At 71.4% G+C, this 16,984-nt stretch carries 14 protein-coding genes; 8 read left to right on the plus strand and 6 right to left on the minus strand.

Features of this window, described 5'->3' with window-relative positions:
* Positions 1-25 precede the first annotated feature (25 nt).
* From egtA to egtD, 4 genes are read left to right on the plus strand one after another with little or no spacing between them, the layout of a single operon-like run.
* Complete coding sequence (gene egtA / locus ACZ601_RS01895) at positions 26-1,342, plus strand: ergothioneine biosynthesis glutamate--cysteine ligase EgtA (protein ID WP_469532035.1); 1,317 nt, start codon at positions 26-28, stop codon at positions 1,340-1,342.
* Complete coding sequence (egtB, locus tag ACZ601_RS01900; protein ID WP_469532036.1) at positions 1,339-2,682, plus strand: ergothioneine biosynthesis protein EgtB; 1,344 nt, start codon at positions 1,339-1,341, stop codon at positions 2,680-2,682. The genes egtA and egtB overlap by 4 nt, the downstream gene beginning before the upstream one ends.
* Positions 2,682-3,437 (plus strand): ergothioneine biosynthesis protein EgtC, encoded by a 756-nt coding sequence (gene egtC / locus ACZ601_RS01905; protein WP_469532038.1) that lies wholly within the window; start codon positions 2,682-2,684, stop codon positions 3,435-3,437. The genes egtB and egtC overlap by 1 nt, the downstream gene beginning before the upstream one ends.
* Positions 3,434-4,396 carry an L-histidine N(alpha)-methyltransferase gene (egtD, locus tag ACZ601_RS01910; RefSeq protein WP_469532040.1) on the plus strand — a complete coding sequence of 321 codons (963 nt, stop codon included), beginning with the start codon at positions 3,434-3,436 and terminating at the stop codon, positions 4,394-4,396. The genes egtC and egtD overlap by 4 nt, the downstream gene beginning before the upstream one ends.
* Here the strand turns inward: egtD and ACZ601_RS01915 are convergent.
* The 3 genes from ACZ601_RS01915 to ACZ601_RS01925 all read right to left on the minus strand — a co-directional run bounded on the left by ACZ601_RS01915 (position 4,339) and on the right by ACZ601_RS01925 (position 7,508).
* Positions 4,339-5,229, minus strand: coding sequence for a lysophospholipid acyltransferase family protein (locus tag ACZ601_RS01915; protein WP_469532042.1), 891 nt, complete (start codon positions 5,227-5,229; stop codon positions 4,339-4,341). The genes egtD and ACZ601_RS01915 overlap by 58 nt on opposite strands.
* Positions 5,226-6,068 (minus strand): GNAT family N-acetyltransferase, encoded by an 843-nt coding sequence (locus ACZ601_RS01920; protein ID WP_469532043.1) that lies wholly within the window; start codon positions 6,066-6,068, stop codon positions 5,226-5,228. The genes ACZ601_RS01915 and ACZ601_RS01920 overlap by 4 nt, the downstream gene beginning before the upstream one ends.
* A gap of 183 nt (positions 6,069-6,251) precedes the next feature.
* Complete coding sequence (locus tag ACZ601_RS01925) at positions 6,252-7,508, minus strand: extracellular solute-binding protein (protein ID WP_469532045.1); 1,257 nt, start codon at positions 7,506-7,508, stop codon at positions 6,252-6,254.
* 201 nt (positions 7,509-7,709) lie between these two features.
* On the opposite strand from ACZ601_RS01925, the gene ACZ601_RS01930 reads away from it, so the two are divergent.
* The 3 genes from ACZ601_RS01930 to ACZ601_RS01940 all read left to right on the plus strand — a co-directional run bounded on the left by ACZ601_RS01930 (position 7,710) and on the right by ACZ601_RS01940 (position 12,484).
* A complete protein-coding gene (locus ACZ601_RS01930; RefSeq protein WP_440573981.1) occupies positions 7,710-7,925 on the plus strand; it encodes a dodecin in 216 nt (71 codons plus the stop codon).
* Positions 7,926-8,036: 111 nt separating this feature from the next.
* Positions 8,037-10,466: an excinuclease ABC subunit UvrA gene (locus ACZ601_RS01935; RefSeq protein ID WP_469532047.1), complete on the plus strand. Its 2,430-nt coding sequence runs from the start codon at positions 8,037-8,039 to the stop codon at positions 10,464-10,466.
* Positions 10,467-10,714: 248 nt separating this feature from the next.
* Positions 10,715-12,484: a glycosyl hydrolase family 18 protein gene (locus ACZ601_RS01940; RefSeq protein WP_469532049.1), complete on the plus strand. Its 1,770-nt coding sequence runs from the start codon at positions 10,715-10,717 to the stop codon at positions 12,482-12,484.
* Between the two features lie 72 nt (positions 12,485-12,556).
* Here ACZ601_RS01940 and ACZ601_RS01945 read toward each other — a convergent pair whose 3' ends face one another.
* The 3 genes from ACZ601_RS01945 to ACZ601_RS01955 are packed head-to-tail and all read right to left on the minus strand — an operon-like array spanning position 12,557 to position 15,958.
* Positions 12,557-13,303, minus strand: a complete 747-nt coding sequence (locus tag ACZ601_RS01945; RefSeq protein ID WP_024488731.1) for a succinate dehydrogenase/fumarate reductase iron-sulfur subunit — start codon at positions 13,301-13,303, stop codon at positions 12,557-12,559.
* Positions 13,300-15,249 carry a fumarate reductase/succinate dehydrogenase flavoprotein subunit gene (locus ACZ601_RS01950; RefSeq protein ID WP_469532051.1) on the minus strand — a complete coding sequence of 650 codons (1,950 nt, stop codon included), beginning with the start codon at positions 15,247-15,249 and terminating at the stop codon, positions 13,300-13,302. The genes ACZ601_RS01945 and ACZ601_RS01950 overlap by 4 nt, the downstream gene beginning before the upstream one ends.
* A gap of 1 nt (position 15,250) precedes the next feature.
* Positions 15,251-15,958, minus strand: coding sequence for a succinate dehydrogenase (locus ACZ601_RS01955; protein WP_469532053.1), 708 nt, complete (start codon positions 15,956-15,958; stop codon positions 15,251-15,253).
* 94 nt (positions 15,959-16,052) lie between these two features.
* On the opposite strand from ACZ601_RS01955, the gene ACZ601_RS01960 reads away from it, so the two are divergent.
* The gene (locus ACZ601_RS01960; protein WP_469532054.1) at positions 16,053-16,961 is read left to right on the plus strand and encodes a LysR family transcriptional regulator; all 909 of its coding nucleotides are present in this window, start codon (positions 16,053-16,055) and stop codon (positions 16,959-16,961) included.
* Positions 16,962-16,984: the final 23 nt, after the last annotated feature.

Below are 16,984 nucleotides of genomic sequence, written 5' to 3' on the forward strand. Positions count from 1 at the left end.
GACGCACCGGCAAAGGAGGCCCGGCATGTCACCCGAAACGTCCAGCGGCCACGGTCCGCCCGGCCACGCCCCGCCCCTCGGCGAGGGCGAGGCGGAGGATCTGCTGCGCGGCATCTGCTTCAAGACGGGACCGCCGCGCATCGTGGGAGTCGAGCTGGAATGGCTCCTGCACGATCGCGACCGCCCGCACAGTCCCGTCCCCCACCACCGTCTGGAAGCGGCCGCAGCGGCCGTCCGGGCGCTGTCCCTGAACGCCGCGGTGACCTTCGAACCCGGCGGCCAGCTGGAGCTCAGCTCGCGCCCCGCGAATTCCCTGATGGCGTGTGTCAACGACACCGCCGACGACCTCGTCGCCGTACGTGCCGCGCTCGACCGGCTGGATCTCACCGCCGTCGGGCTCGGCGTCGATCCCTGGCATTCTCCGCGCAGGCTGCTGCGCGAACCCCGGTACGACGCCATGGAGAAGGCGCTGGACCGGTGGGGCCCGGCGGGCCGCGCCATGATGTGCACGACCGCCTCCGTCCAGGTCTGTCTGGACGCCGGAGAGGAGGAACCCGGTCCGCTCGGTTACGGGCGGCGCTGGCAGCTGGCCCATCTGCTGGGTGCGGTACTGGTGGCGGTGTTCGCCAACTCACCGTTCCGGCAGGGCAGGCCGACGCCGTGGCGCTCCGCGCGCCAGTCCCTGTGGACCGATCTCGACCCGCTGCGCACGCTCGCCCCGGCCGCTTCGCGGCCGGCCCGGGACGCCTGGGCCTCGCACGTCCTGGACACGCCGGTCCTGTGCATCCGCGGCGAGGCGGGGCCGTGGCACGTGCCGGAGGGGCTCAGCCTCCGGGAGTGGATCCGGTCCGGGGCGCCCCGGCGCCCGGTCCGCTCCGATCTCGACTACCACATCACCACGCTGTTCCCGCCGGTCCGTCCGCGCGGGCACCTTGAGCTGCGCATGATCGACGCGCAGTCCGGTACCGACGGATGGCTCGTGCCGCTCGCGGTCACCACTGCCCTGTTCGACGACCCGGAGGCCGCCGAGACCGTGTACCGCACCGTCAAACCGCTGGCCGAGACCGCGGGGCCGCTGGCCCCTCCGCGCAATCCGCTCTGGCTCGCCGCCGCCCGGGACGGACTGGCCGATCCCGAACTGCGGGCGGCGGCCACCGCCTGCTTCGAGCTGGCCATGGCGGCGCTGCCCAGGATGGGTGCGACGCGGGCGGTGCAGGACACCGTGGCGGACTTCCACGACCGGTACGTCGCCCGGGGCCGATGTCCCGCCGACGATCTCCGGGCCACGCTCTCAGCTGACCGGACGGACGGCCGGTACGACCCGAAGGGGACCCTCTCATGACCGACTCCCCCGCACCTCATACCCAGGACGGACCTGAAGCGCCCGACGCCGAGGCGCTCCGCGAGCGTGCTGTCGCCGCGCTCCTCACCGCACGGGAGCGCACCACGCTGCTCACCGACAGCGTGGACGACCATGAACTGACCGCCCAGCACTCACCGTTGATGTCTCCCCTGGTCTGGGACCTCGCGCACATCGGCAACCAGGAAGAACTGTGGCTGCTGCGCTCAGTGGGCGGACGGGAGGCGATGCGCCCGGAGATCGACGGCCTGTACGACGCCTTCGAGCACCCCCGGGCCGCCCGCCCCTCCCTGCCGCTGCTGGCCCCCGCGGAGGCCAGGTCGTACGCCGCGGAGGTGCGCGGCCGGGCCCTGGACGTGCTCGGCTCCACACCGCTCGGCGGGCGCCCCCTGCTGCGGTCCGCCTTCGCCTTCGGGATGATCGCGCAGCATGAACAGCAGCACGACGAAACCATGCTGATCACCCATCAGTTGCGCTCCGGCCCCGTCGCGCTCAGCGCCCCCGAGCCGCCCGGGGCCGCAGAGGCGGCCACGCTTCCGGCCGAAGTGCTGGTACCGGGTGGCCCGTTCACCATGGGCACCTCGACCGAATCGTGGGCTCTGGACAACGAACGCCCCGCGCACGGCCGCGAGGTTGCCGCCTTCTTCCTCGACACCGCCCCGGTGACCTGCGGCGCGTACCGGGCGTTCATCGAGGACGGCGGCTACACCGAGCGGCGCTGGTGGGCGCCCGAGGGGTGGGCGATGGTCCGTGAACACGAGTTGACGGCGCCGCTGTTCTGGCACCGGGACGCCGGTCAGTGGCTGCGCCGGCGCTTCGGCGTGACCGAGCCGGTGCCGGCGGACGAGCCGGTGCTGCACGTCAGCTGGTACGAGGCCGACGCCTACGCCCGCTGGGCCGGGCGCAGGCTGCCCTCCGAGGCCGAATGGGAGAAGGCGGCCCGCCACGACCCGGCCACCGACCGGTCCCGGCGCTATCCCTGGGGCGACGAGGACCCCACACCGGACCACGCCAACCTGGGCCAGCGCCATCTGCGGCCCGCCCCCGCCGGGGCGTACCCGGCCGGCCGGTCACCGTCCGGAGCGGGGCAGCTGATCGGGGACGTGTGGGAGTGGACGTCGAGCGACTTCCTGCCCTACCCGGGCTTCGCGCCGTTCCCGTACCGCGAGTACTCGGAGGTGTTCTTCGGTCCCGGTCACAAGGTGCTGCGCGGCGGTTCGTTCGCGGTGGACGCGGTGGCCTGCCGGGGCACGTTCCGCAACTGGGACCTGCCGGTCCGACGGCAGATCTTCTCGGGTTTCCGCACCGCGAGGGATGCCTGATGTGCCGTCACATCGCTTACGTGGGGCCTCCGGTAGCCCTGGGAGAGGTGTTGACCCGGCCCGCGCACTCACTGGTGCGCCAGTCCTGGGAGCCGCGCAGGCAGCGGCACGGGACGGTCAACGCGGACGGCTTCGGCGTCGGCTGGTACGCGGACGGGGACCCCGTCCCCGGACGCTACCGCAGGCCCGGACCCGTCTGGGGCGACCGGACCTTCGCCGATCTGGCCAGGGTGGTACGCAGCCGTGCCGTGCTGGCCGCGGTCCGCGATGCCACGGAGTTCGATCCGGACGGCGAGGCCGCGGCCGCGCCGTTCGCCGCCGGTGAGGTGCTGTTCAGCCACAACGGCGCGGTGAAGGGCTGGCCCGGCTCCATGGCGCCGCTCGCGGCGACGCTGCCCCCGGCCGAACTGCTGAGGCTGACCGCCCGCTGCGATTCGGCACTGGTCTGGGCCCTGGTGCGGCACCGGCTCGCCGCGGGCGACGCGCTCCCGCAGGCCGTCGCGGACACCGTGCTGGAGGTCGCGGAGGCGGCTCCGGGCTCCCGGCTCAACCTGCTGCTCACCGATGGTTCCACCATCGTGGCGACGGCCTGGGGCGACACCCTGTGGCACTGGTCAGAGCCCGGCCGGCACGCGGTCGTGGCCTCGGAGCCCTACGACGACGATCCGCGCTGGCGCGAGGTCCCGGACCGCACTCTGCTGACCGCGACCCGCACCGATGTCCTGCTGACCCCGCTCAAGGAGCCCACCGAGTGAGTCCCTTTCTGCTGACCCGCACCCTGCCGGTGGACGCGACGGACGCGGCGCTGCGCGCCGACGTGCTGCACGGACTGACCCGGCAGCCGAAGACGCTGCCGCCCAAGTGGTTCTACGACGCCCGCGGCAGCGAGCTGTTCGAGGAGATCACCCGGCTGCCCGAGTACTACCCCACCCGGGCCGAGCGGGAGATCCTGATCGACCGGGCCGGCGCGATCGCCGCCGCGTCCGGCGCCCGGACCCTGGTGGAACTGGGCTCCGGGTCCTCCGAGAAGACCCGGCACCTGCTCGACGCGCTGCCGGATCTGCACACCTACGTGCCGGTCGACGTGAGCGAGAGCGCGCTGCGCGGGGCGGCCGAGGCGCTGCTGGAGGAGCGGCCCGGACTGTCCGTGCACGCGCTCATCGCCGACTTCACCGGCGCGCTGACACTGCCACAGACCCCGGGGCCGCGGCTGATCGTCTTCCTGGGCGGCACCATCGGCAACCTGCTGCCGGAGGAACGGGCCGCGTTCCTCTCGTCCGTGCGCTCGCTGCTCTCCCCCGGCGACAGCCTGCTGCTCGGTACGGATCTGGTGAAGGACGAGGAGGTGCTCGTAGCGGCGTACGACGATGCCGCAGGAGTAACGGCGGCGTTCAACCGGAACGTCCTGTCGGTGGTCGACCGGGAGCTGGGGGCCGATTTCGAGCCCGCCGACTTCGAGCACGTGGCCCGGTGGAATCCGGAGCGTGAGTGGATCGAGATGCGGCTGCGGGCCCGCCGGGAGCTCACGGTGAAGATCCCGGAACTGAATCTGGTGGTGCCGTTCGAGGCCGGTGAGGAGCTGCGGACGGAGATCTCGGCGAAGTTCCGCGAGGAGGGGGTACGGGACGAACTGGGCCGGGCCGGGCTGCGGCTGGCTCAGTGGTGGACGGACGCCGCGGGCAGGTTCGCGCTGTCGCTGGCCACGGTGGACTGAGCCAGCCGGGCCAGTTCACGGCGGCCGGGCACCGCGCCCGCCGGGATCGGCGCCAGTACGCGGATCTCGGCGGTCAGCCCGGCCGCCCGCACCACCCGCCACAGCGAGGCGGTCAGCGGATCGTCACCGACGAAGGCCGCGGCGCCCGCCGGAGCCCGGTGGTCCGGCGGACCGGCCAGATAGCGGATGCGCAGCGGCTGGACGGCGGCCCCGGCGTCGATCGCGGCCTGGAACGCGGCGGGCCGGAACCGGCCGCCGGGCGCGCGGCCGCACCGGGTACTGCCCTCCGGAAAGACGACGACCCGGGAGCCGCCGCGCAGCGCGGAGGCGAGGTTCCGCACGGTGGCGGGCAGCGTACGCAGCCGCTCGCGCTCGACGAACAGGGTGCCCCCGAGCGCCGCCAGCGGGCCGAGCACCGGCCAGTGCCGGATGTCGCTCTTGGCCAGCATCCGGCCGGGGCACACGGCCGCGACCAGCGGGATGTCCAGCCAGGAGACATGGTTGGCGACCACCAGCACCCCCGGGGTGCCGGCGCGGCTGCCCGCCGCGCCGCCCCGGACGGCCGGAGCCCCTTCCCGTACGGCGGGCGGCCCGGTGATCCGCACCCCTACCCCGAACGCCCGCAGCACCCCGTGCGCCCAGCACCGGATCAGCCGCTCCCGCCACGCCCCGCCGGTCAGCGACAGCGCCGGCGGGGCGCACAGCACCCCGGCGAGGGTCAGCGCGCAGCCCGCCAGCAGCAGGGCCGCCGCCGGTACCGGATGCCGGGCCCGGCCCGCGTGGACCGCACAGCCGGGCGGGGTGCACGGGGACGCGGGCATCCAGTGGCTCATTGCTGCGGGGCGAGCGAGAGGAAGTGGCGGAGGTAGCGCGGGTCGGTGCCGCGCAGCGACAGCAGTACGTAGAGATCGGCGACGTTGAACTCGGGGTCGTGGGCGGGCGCCCCGCAGATCCTGGCGCCGAGGCGCAGATAGCCGCGCAGCAGCGGCGGCAGCGCGGCGAGCCCGCCGGGGCCGCCCGGAAGCGCCGTAGGGGCCCGCCAGAGGCGGTGCGGGGAGACCCAGTAGTCCTCGGGTGCCAGGTGTTTGTTCCGTACGGTCTCCCAGGCGCGGGCCGCTGCTCCGCCGCCGTCGGAGAGGGAGATCGAACAGCAGCCGGCCAGCCAGTTGTGGCCGGTGCGCTCCATGTAGCGGGCCAGGCCTGCCCAGATCAGGGCGATGACGGCGCCGTCGCGGTGGGCCGGGTGGACGCAGGAGCGGCCGACCTCCACCAGTTCGTCGCGGATCGGTTCGAGCCTGGTGAGGTCGAACTCCCCCTCCGCGTAGAGGCGTCCGGCGATCCGGGCCCGCTCGGGCGGCAGCAGCCGGTAGGTGGCGACGATGTCGCCGGTGGCCGTCTCCCGGACCAGCAGGTGGTCGCAGTACGCGTCGAACGCATCGCTGTCCAGGCCCGGTTCCGGGCCCTCCAGCCGGGCGCCGAACTCGGCGGCGAAGACCTGGTGGCGCAGGCGCTGGGCGGCGCGCACCTCCTCCTGGTCCACGGCAAGGGAGACCCGGTAGCGCGGCGGTGCGGCGGGCCGCGCGGGCTGCCGCACGGCAACGGGCGGGACGGCTTCGAGGGGGACGGCAGCAGGAGTGGCGGAGGCGGTGGAGGCGGTGGGCAGCGCATGCATGACGGTCTCCGGGGACGGGTCGGCAAGGGCGGCTGCCGGGCCGCCGCGGCAGGTGCGGCGGCCCGGCTCCTTACTTCTTCCGTGACCGGCTGGATTCGACGTGACCGCCATGGAGAGCCGGGATGTGCGACGGCTGAATCCCGTGGTGCGCGCCGGTCCCCGGCGCACCGGCCGACCGCGCGGTCAGCTGCCCGCGAGTGCTCCCGTGATCTTCTCCGAGGCGGTCTTCGCCTCCGCCGCCGGGTCACCGCCCTGGAGGACGGCCGTCATGTACGGCTTGATCGGGTTGTCGGCCTCCACCGCCGCCCACTGCGGCGAGTTGGGGGTGGCGTGGCCCTCTGCGGCGCCCTCGGCCATCGCGGCGGTGCTCTCCTCGCCCTCGATGACGTGGGCCAGGGTGGTCTTGTTGGGAACGTAGCTCATCGTCTTGGCCAGTTCCTCCTGCCACTTGGCGCCCGCCAGTTCCTTGACCACGTCGATGCCGGCGCTCCGGCGGTGCGCCTTCTCCGGAACGATCAGATCGGATCCGCCGGTGAATACCGAACCGGGAGACTTCGCGGTCTTGCCCGGGATCGGGAAGTATCCCAGTTTTCCCTTGAGTTCGGGATTCGCCTTCTCGATCAGGGTCGCGGTACTGGGGGTGGAAATGATCTGTGCGACATCCCCCTTGGCGAACACATTGCCCTGCGGGGGCTTTTCCTCGTCCGCGTCCTTGGGGCCGTTGCCGAGCGCCTGGAGCTGCTGGTAGAACTTCATGCCCCGCAGGGCCGCGGCGGAGTTGAGCGTGCCCTTCCAGTCGCCGCCCTTCTCGCTCGCGAGTTCACCGCCCTCGTCCCAGACGAATCCGGCGAGCACGTACCAGTTCTGGCCCGGCAGGTACATGCCCTGATTGCCGTCCTTGTTCAGCTTCTCGCTGTCCGCGATCCACTGCGCGCGCGTCTTCGGCAGGGACTTGATGCCGGCCTCCTCGAAGAGGTCCTTGTTGTAGATCACCACCCGGTTGGCCGCGTACCAGGGGATTCCGTACTGAACGCCGTTGATGCTGCCCGGTTCGGCGAGGCCGGGGAGCCAGTCCTCGCTGCCGAGGTCCCGCATCGACTCCAGGGTCAGGTCGCGCAGCCCGCCGCTCTCCGCGTACTGGGCGACCTGTGTGTTGCCGACCTCGATCACGTCCGGGGTGTCCTTGCCGCCCAGGGCGTCGATGACCTTCGGCCCGATACCGCTCCAGCTCTGGATTTTGAAGTCCAGTTCGACCGAAGAGTGCGCCGCTTCGTACGACTTCTTGAAATTGGCCAGGAAGTCGGGGCTCACGCTGTCCTTCATCAGCCAGATCGTGACCTTCTTGCTGCCGGAGCCACCCGAACCGGGGATCACACCGCAGCCACCCAGCGCGGCTACGGATATCAGGGCAACAGCTCCTACGAGCTTGCGGTTCTTCACGGGGGTCACCTTCTGCGAAACGGCACGACAAAGTCAGGACCCGGTGTGGGGGACTGCGGGCTGCGCTCGCACGGGCGTGGCTGGATTTTGGTATGGACCAATACTTTGGTCAAGGCCGGTTCCGGACGCCCGGCCGCCTCGCCAACTCTCGCGAACCCCGTCAAGGTGGGGCACCTTGGTAGAGGCGAGAGGAGACATAAGATGTCAAACCATACGTATCGCGTCACAGAGATCGTAGGAACCTCCCATGAGGGCGTCGACGCGGCAGTCCGCAACGGGGTCGCGAGGGCTTCGGAAACGTTGCACAATCTCGACTGGTTCGAGATCACCGAGGTGCGCGGCCAGATCAAGGACGGCCGGATCGAGCACTATCAGGTCGGCATGAAAGTCGGCTTCCGGCTCGACGACAAGGACTGACGCGGAGCGCGCCCGGCGGGCCCGCACAGCGCGGGTCCGCAGCGGCCTAGAATCGGTCTGTTTGTCCGGCCCGGACCGGACTGCCCCGAACCGTACGGAGTCCCCGCCCCCATGCCCACCCCCCACGACCCGTACGTCAGGGTCCGCGGCGCCCGCGAGCACAACCTCCAGGACGTCCGGGTCGACATCCCGCGCGACACCCTCACCGTCTTCACCGGCGTCTCCGGCTCCGGAAAGTCCTCGCTGGCCTTCGGGACGATCTACGCGGAGGCCCAGCGCCGCTACTTCGAGTCCGTCGCCCCGTACGCCCGGCGGCTGATCCACCAGGTCGGCGCACCGGCGGTGGGCGAGATCACCGGGCTGCCGCCCGCCGTGTCGCTGGAGCAGCGCCGCTCCGCGCCGGGCGCCAGGTCATCCGTGGGGACGGTGACCACGCTGTCCAACTCGCTGCGGATGCTCTTCTCCCGGGCCGGGACGTATCCGGAGGGCGCCGAGCGGCTGGACTCCGACGCGTTCTCACCGAACACCGCCGCGGGGGCCTGTCCGCGCTGCCACGGCCTCGGCCGGGTGCACCGCACCGCGGAGGAGCTGCTGGTCCCCGACCCCTCGCTGTCGATCAGGGACGGCGCGATCGCCGCCTGGCCCGGGGCCTGGCAGGGCAAGAACCTGCGCGATGTGCTGGACGCCCTGGGGTACGACGTGGGACGACCGTGGCGCGATCTCGACCCGGCAGACCGGGAGTGGATCCTGTTCACCGACGAGCAGCCGGTGGTGACGGTCCATCCGGTTCGTGACGCGGGCCGGATCCAACGCCCGTACCAGGGCACGTACATGAGCGCGCGCCGCTATGTGATGCACACCTTCGCGGACACCAAGAGCCGGTCCCTGCGGACGAAGGCGGAGCGCTTCCTGACCAGTGAGCCGTGCCCGGTCTGCGAGGGCAGCCGGCTGCGGCCGGAGGCCATGGCGGTCACCTTCGCCGGCCGGACGATCGCCGAGTTGGCGGGACTCCCGCTCACCGGGCTCGCCGAGGCACTGACTGCGGCCGGCGGAGGCGACACGGCCCGGGTGCTGACGGCTGATCTGCTGGCCCGCATCGAAACGGTCACCGAGCTGGGGCTCGGCTATCTCAGCCTGGACCGCACGGCCCCGACACTCTCCTCCGGCGAGCTGCAACGGCTGCGGCTGGCCACCCAGTTGCGGTCGGGCCTGTTCGGCGTCGTCTACGTACTGGACGAGCCGTCCGCCGGACTGCACCCGGCGGACACCGAGTCGCTGCTCGGGGTGCTCGGCCGGCTGAAGGAGGCCGGGAACACCGTCTTCGTCGTGGAGCACCAGATGGACGTGGTGCGGCGGGCGGACTGGCTGGTCGACGTGGGGCCGCTGGCCGGTGAGCACGGCGGCCGGGTGCTGCACAGCGGCCCGCCGGCCGGTCTCGCCGATGTCGGGGAGTCGGCGACGCGCCGCTTCCTCTTCGACGACGGGCCGGCCCCGGTGCGCGAGGTGCGGGAGCCCACCGGGTGGCTGCGGCTGCACGGCGTGGAGCGGCACAATGTGCGCGGCGTGGACGCCGCCTTCCCGCTCGGGGTGTTCACCGCCGTCACGGGGGTCTCGGGCTCGGGCAAGTCGACGCTGGTGGGGCAGGTCCTGGCGGACGTGCTGGCCGACCGGCGGGCTCCTGCCGAGGCGGAGGCCGATCAGCCTCGGGAGCGGCCCGCACCCGGGTGCGCGTCGGCCGAGGGGCTGTCGGCGGTGGACCGTCTCGTCCAGGTCGACCAGAAGCCGATCGGCCGTACGCCGCGTTCCAACCTGGCCACGTACACCGGACTGTTCGACGTCGTGCGCAAGCTGTTCGCCGCCACGGACACGGCGGTGGAGCGCGGTTACCGGGCCGGGCGGTTCTCCTTCAACGTGGCGGGCGGGCGGTGCGAGACCTGCCAGGGTGAGGGGTTCGTCTCCGTGGAGCTGCTCTTCCTGCCCAGTACGTACGCGCCCTGCCCGGACTGCCACGGCGCGCGGTACAACCCGCAGACCCTCGAAGTCACCCTGCGCGGGCTGAACATCGCCCAGGTGCTGGATCTCACGGTGGAGTCGGCGGCGGGCTTCTTCGCCGGTACGCCCGGCGCCGAACGCAGTCTGCGGACCCTGCTCGACGTGGGGCTCGGCTATCTGCGGCTCGGGCAGCCGGCGACCGAGCTCTCCGGCGGCGAGGCCCAGCGGATCAAGCTGGCCGCCGAGCTCCAGCGCGCCCGCCGGGGCCACACCCTGTACCTGCTGGACGAGCCGACGACGGGGTTGCATCCTGCCGATGTCGAGGTGCTGATGCGGCAGTTGCACGGGCTGGTCGACGCGGGCAGCACCGTGGTGGTCGTCGAGCACGACATGGCCGTGGTCGCGGGCGCCGACTGGGTGATCGACCTCGGGCCGGGCGGCGGCGACCGGGGCGGCCGGATCGTGGCGACGGGGCCGCCCTCGGAGGTGGCGCGGGCGGAGGGCAGCCGGACGGCGGCGTACCTCCGGGCCTCGCTCCACCTCGATTGACCGTTCTTTTCTCCGCAACTCCCCTAATTGTCCTGCCGGTTGCCGGTTCGGGCAGCGAGAGGGAAATAAAACAGTAAAGAACGTTGACAGTTAGCTGGTCCAGACCAATTATGGGCATGCCTCACGGCCGTTCCACGCCGTGCGGTACGTGACCCCCGGCCGGGATTCACAGGAACGGACCACGCCCTCGACGGGCGTGGCAGAGCCGTGCGATCCGCCCGTTGTCTCACTCCGCTGGGAGCTACCCCATGAGACGTCCAAGAACAGTCGCCGCCGTCCTGAGTGCGCTGGCCACGGCCGTCGCGTCCGCCGGCCTGGTCCTCGGATCAGGCGCCGGCGCGCAGGCCGCCGCCACCGCCGCCACTCCCCTGCCCGCGCATGTCTTCGCCCCGTACTTCGAGGCGTACAACGGAGACAGCCCGGCCGCCCTCTCGCAGGCGTCCGGTGCCAAGTATCTGACCATGGCCTTTGTCCAGACCGAGGCCAAGGGTTCCTGCACCCCGTACTGGAACGGCGATTCGAGTACGCCGATCGCCCAGTCCGAGTTCGGCGCCGACTTCACGACCATCCGGTCGCGGGGCGGCGATGTGATCCCGTCGTTCGGCGGGTTCGCGGCCGACAACGGCGGCACCGAGATCGCCGACAGCTGCACGAGCGTCGACTCCATCGCCGCGGCGTACGAGAAGGTCATCACGACCTACGACGTGTCCCGCCTCGACATGGACATCGAGGACAACTCACTCACCAACAAGGCCGGGATCGACCGCCGCAACCAGGCGATCAAGAAAGTCCAGGACTGGGCCGCCGCCAACGGCCGCTCGGTGCAGATCTCGTACACCCTGCCCACCACGACCAGCGGCCTCGCCGCCAGCGGGCTCGCCGTGCTCAAGAGCGCGGTGGCCAACGGCGCCCGGGTCGACGTCGTGAACCTCATGACATTCGACTACTACGACGGCGCCTCGCACAACATGGCGCAGGACACCCAGACGGCGATCACCGGGCTGAAGGGCCAGCTGGCCAAGCTCTACCCGTCAAAGACCGAGGCGCAGCTGTGGGGCATGACCGGGATCATCGAGATGCCGGGCATCGACGACTACGGCCCCGCCGAGACGTTCACCACGGCCGACGCCACCTCGGTCTACAACTGGGCCGTCTCCAAGGGCGTCAGCACCCTGTCGTTCTGGGCACTCCAGCGTGACAACGGCGGCTGCCCCGGCACCGGCGGCAGCGACACCTGCTCCGGGATCGCGCAGGACACCTGGTACTTCAGCCACACGTTCGCGCCCTTCACCACCGGAGGCGGCACGGGTCCGGTGACGGACGACTACTCGGTGGCCGTCGCCCCCGGTGCGGCGACCGTCGCGCCCGGCGGTTCGGCCACGGCGACCGTGAGCACCGCGGTCACCTCCGGCAGCGCCAAGACCGTCGCGCTGACGACGAGCGGGGCGCCGGCCGGTGTGACGGCCACGCTCAGCCCGGCCTCGGTCACCGCGGGCGGTACGTCGGCGCTGAAGGTCACCGCCTCGGCGTCGGCGGCGCCCGGCACGTACAAGATCAGCGTGACCGGCGCGGCGGGCACGCTGAGCCACACGGCGGTCTTCACGCTGACGGTCTCGGGTCCCGGGGGCGGCACCGGGTCACTGGTGAACGGCGACTTCGAGACGGGTTCGCTCGGCCCCTGGACCTGTGAGTCCGGTGGCTCGGTCGTCTCCACCCCGGTGCACGGCGGCTCGCACGCGCTCGCCGCGGCGGCCACCGCCTCGCAGACCGGCGAGTGCACGCAGACGCTGACGCTGTCCCCCAACACCAAGTACACGCTGAGTGGCTGGGTGCAGGGCAGCTACGGCTACCTCGGCGTCAAGGGCGGGGCCACGGCGAGCACCTGGGGTTCGTCCAGCGGTTACGCCAAGCAGTCGGTGGCGTTCACCACCGGGGCCAGTGGTGCGGTGACGGTGTATCTGCACGGCTGGTACGGGCAGGGCACGGTCTACGGTGACGACCTCGCCGTGACGTCCTGACCGACGGGGCGACGGAACGGCGGAGCCCCGGCTCCGGAGGCGGGCGGCCTCCGGAGCCGGGGCTCCGCCGGCTCAGCGGTGGACCTTGCGGGTCGCCCGCAGCCACTCCTTGTTCATCGCGGAGATCGACGGCAGCGGGATGCCCTTCGGGCAGGCCGTGGCGCACTCCCCGGTGAGGGTGCAGCCGCCGAAGCCCTCGCTGTCCATCTGCCCCACCATGTCCAGCACCCGGGTCTCACGCTCCGGGGCGCCCTGCGGCAGCACGTTGAGGTGGTTGACCTTGGCCGAGGTGAAGAGCATCGCGGAGCCGTTGGGGCAGGCCGCCACGCAGGCACCGCAGCCGATGCACTCGGCGTGCTCGAAGGCGAAGTCGGCGTCCGGCTTGGGCACCGGGGTGGCGTGCGCGTCCGGGGCCGTACCGGTCGGGGCGGAGATGTAGCCGCCGGCCTGGATGATCCGGTCGAAGGCCGAGCGGTCCACGACCAGGTCCTTGACGACCGGGAAGGCCGAGGCGCGCCAGGGCTCGATGTCGATGGTGTCGCCGTCCTCGAAGGACCGCATGTGGAGCTGGCAGGTGGTGGTGCGCTCCGGGCCGTGGGCGTCCCCATTGATGACCAGGCTGCACGCGCCGCAGATGCCCTCGCGGCAGTCGTGGTCGAACGCGACGGGGTCGTCCCCTTCGAGGATGAGTTCCTCGTTGAGGGTGTCGAGCATCTCCAGGAACGACATGTCCTGGGAGATGCCCTCCACCCGGTAGGTGGACATGGCGCCGGGGGCGTCGGCGTTCTTCTGGCGCCAGACGCGCAGGGTGAGCTTCATGCGTAGCTCCGCTGAGTGGGGTGGACGTACTCGAAGACCAGGTCTTCCTTGTGCAGGACGGGAGCGTCGCCGGTGCCGGTGAACTCCCAGGCCGCGGCGTAGGAGAACTCCTCGTCGCGCCGGGCGGCCTCGCCGTCCGGGGTCTGTGACTCCTCGCGGAAGTGCCCTCCGCAGGACTCGGCGCGGTGCAGTGCGTCGAGGCACATCAGCTCCGCGAGCTCCAGGTAGTCGACGATGCGGTTGGCCTTCTCCAGCGACTGGTTGAACTCCTCGCCGGTACCGGGGACCTTGATGCGCCGCCAGAACTCCTCGCGGATCAACGGCAGCTTGCCGAGCGCCTCGCGCAGCCCCTCCTCTGTGCGGGCCATACCGCAGTACTCCCACATGAGTTCACCGATCTCCCGGTGGAAGGAGTCGGGGGTGCGGTCGCCGTCGACGGCAAGCAGCAGGTTGATCCGGTCCTCGGTCTCGGCCACGGCCTCCTCCACCTCGGGGTGCGAGGCGTCGACCTTCTCGTGGTGCGGGTTGCGTGCCAGGTAGTCGTTGATCGTCGACGGGAGGACGAAGTAGCCGTCCGCGAGGCCCTGCATCAGCGCGGAGGCTCCGAGCCGGTTGGCCCCGTGGTCGGAGAAGTTCGCCTCGCCGATCGCGAACAGGCCCGGGATCGTGGTCTGGAGGTCGTAGTCGACCCAGAGCCCGCCCATCGTGTAGTGCACGGCCGGGTAGATGCGCATCGGTGTCTCGTACGGGTTCTCCGCGGTGATCTGCGCGTACATGTCGAAGAGGTTGCCGTACTTCTCCTCGACCTTCGCCCGGCCCATCCGCTGGATGGCCTCCGCGAAGTCCAGGTAGACGCCCTGCCCGCCGGGACCGACGCCGCGGCCCTCGTCGCAGACGTTCTTCGCCGCGCGGGAGGCGATGTCGCGGGGCACCAGGTTCCCGAAGGCGGGGTAGATGCGCTCCAGGTAGTAGTCGCGCTCGTCCTCGGGGATCTCGCCCGCGGGACGGGTGTCGCCCTTGGCCTTCGGGACCCAGATGCGGCCGTCGTTGCGCAGCGACTCACTCATCAGCGTCAGCTTGGACTGGTGCTCACCGGTGCGCGGGATGCAGGTGGGGTGGATCTGGGTGAAGCACGGGTTGGCGAAGTACGCGCCGCGCCGGTGGGCGCGCCAGACGGCGGTGGCGTTGGAGTTCATGGCATTGGTCGAGAGGTAGAAGACGTTGCCGTATCCGCCGCTGGCCAGCACGACCGCGTCGGCGAAGTACGTGTCGATCTTGCCGGTGACCAGGTCGCGGGCGACGATGCCGCGGGCCTTGCCGTCGACGACGATCAGGTCGAGCATCTCGGTGCGGGGGTGCAGTTCGACGTTGCCCGCGGCGATCTGCCGGGACAGGGCCTGGTAGGCGCCGAGGAGCAGTTGCTGCCCCGTCTGGCCCCGGGCGTAGAAGGTGCGGGAGACCTGGACGCCGCCGAAGGAGCGGTTGTCGAGGAGTCCGCCGTACTCGCGGGCGAAGGGGACGCCCTGGGCGACGCACTGGTCGATGATCTCGACGGAGATCTGGGCCAGCCGGTGCACGTTGGACTCGCGGGCGCGGAAGTCGCCGCCCTTGACGGTGTCGTAGAAGAGCCGGTGGACCGAGTCGCCGTCGTTGCGGTAGTTCTTCGCGGCGTTGATGCCGCCCTGGGCGGCCACCGAGTGGGCCCGGCGAGGCGAGTCCTGGAAGCAGAACTGGACGACGTGGTAGCCCTGCTCCGCCAGGGTGGCGCCCGCGGAGCCGCCGGCCAGGCCGGTGCCGATGACGATGACGGTGTGCTTGCGGCGGTTGGCCGGGTTGACCAGCTTCGCCTCGAAGCGGCGGGTGTCCCAGCGTTCCGCGACGGGCCCGCCGGGGGCGCGGGTGTCGGCGAGGGGCTCGCCGGTCGCGTAGTCCGTGTAGTCGTTCATGTCAGCTCACCACTCCGGTCATGACGGCGACGGGTACGGAGACGAAGCCCGCCGTCAGCACCAGCGCGAGCGCGTTGGCGAGGGTCTTGAGGACACGGTCGCGGGTCGCGCGGCCGGCGCCGAGGGTCTGTGCCGCGCTCCAGAACCCGTGCTGGACGTGCAGGCCCATGGCGAGCATGGCGACGATGTAGATGACGTTGCCGTACCAGGTGGAGAAGGTGTCGATGACGTTCTGGTACGGGTGTCCGGACTGGAATCCGCCCGAGTGCACGGTGCCGGTCGTCAGGTCCAGGATGTGCCAGACGATGAACAGCGCGAGGATGATGCCGCCGTAGCGCATGGTGTTGGTGGCATAGCTGGCACGCGGCTTGCGGTGCACGTACTTGCTGGGCCGCGCCCTGAGGTCGCGGCGGCTGAGCTGGTACGCGGAGACGGCGTGCAGCACCACGGCGGCGACGAGCACCAGCCGGACGATCCACAGCGCCCACTCGTGGTGCAGTACCGGTTCGCCCATCACGCGCAGCCAGTGCGCGTAGCCGTCGAACTCGCCCGGTCCGAAGAAGATCTTCAGGTTGCCGACCATGTGGGCGACCAAGTAGAGGAGCATGATCAGACCGCTCACGGCCATGATCGTCTTCTTGCCGACGGATGAGTCCCAGAGCGAACGCGTCATGGACGGCCGTCGGTCCGTCCGTGTTGCCAATGCCATGGACGTGATGCTAGGGCCGAATATCCGATCGGTCCAAGACATCGAGCAGCTGATGTCCATAGCCTCCGCCTATCGGGCGAGCTATGGTGGGTGTATGCAGTTCCAGCAGCTGACGTACTTCGTGGCGGTGGCAGAGGCCCGCCATTTCACTCGCGCCGCCGAGGACGTACATGTGTCGCAGCCCTCGCTCTCGCAGCAGATCAGGGCGCTGGAGAGCGAGCTGGGGGCCGAGCTGTTCAGCCGCGCCCGGGGGAACATCGCGCTGACCGACGCCGGTGAGGCGCTGCTGCCGCTGGCCCGGCGCATCCTGGCCGACGCGGACACCGCCAGGCACGAGGTCCAGGAGCTGGCCCAGCTGCGCCGCGGCCGGGTCCGGCTCGGCGCGACGCCCAGCGTCTGCACGGGGCTGCTGCCCGACGCGCTGCGCGCCTTCCACGATCTGCACCCGGGCATCCAGCTGCTGCTGGAGGAGGGCGGTTCGCACGACCTGGTACGGGAACTGGCGCGCGGCGCCCTCGATCTCGCTCTCGTGGTGCTGCCGCTCCCCGCGGCCTCACCGGCCCTGACCACGGTCGAGCTGCTCCAGGAGGATCTGGTGGTGGTCTCGTCGGCGGCGGAACCACGGCCCGGACGGGGCGGGCGCGTCCGGATCGCGGATCTGCGGAGCGAGCCGCTGGTGATGTTCCGGCACGGCTACGACCTGCGGGAGCTGACCGTGGCCGCCTGCCGCGCCGAGGGCTTCGAGCCGTCGTTCACCGTGGAGGGCGGCGAGATGGACGCGGTGCTCGGTGTCGTACGGGCCGGTCTGGGCATCGCGGTGGTCCCGAGCATGGTGGCCACCCGGGCGGGCCACGACCTGCGGACGACGCCACTGGCGAAGCCGGGGCTCCGCCGCACGATCGCTCTCGCGCACCGCAGTGACGTGGCTCCGCCACGGGCGGCGCGCGAGTTCCAGCGGGTGCTGCTGGCGAGCCGGGCGGACACCGCGCCTCCGGGCGCCTGAGGCGCCCGGAGCCGGAGCGTCCG

The sequence above is a fragment of the Streptomyces sp. NPDC104307 genome (genome assembly GCF_055584045.1).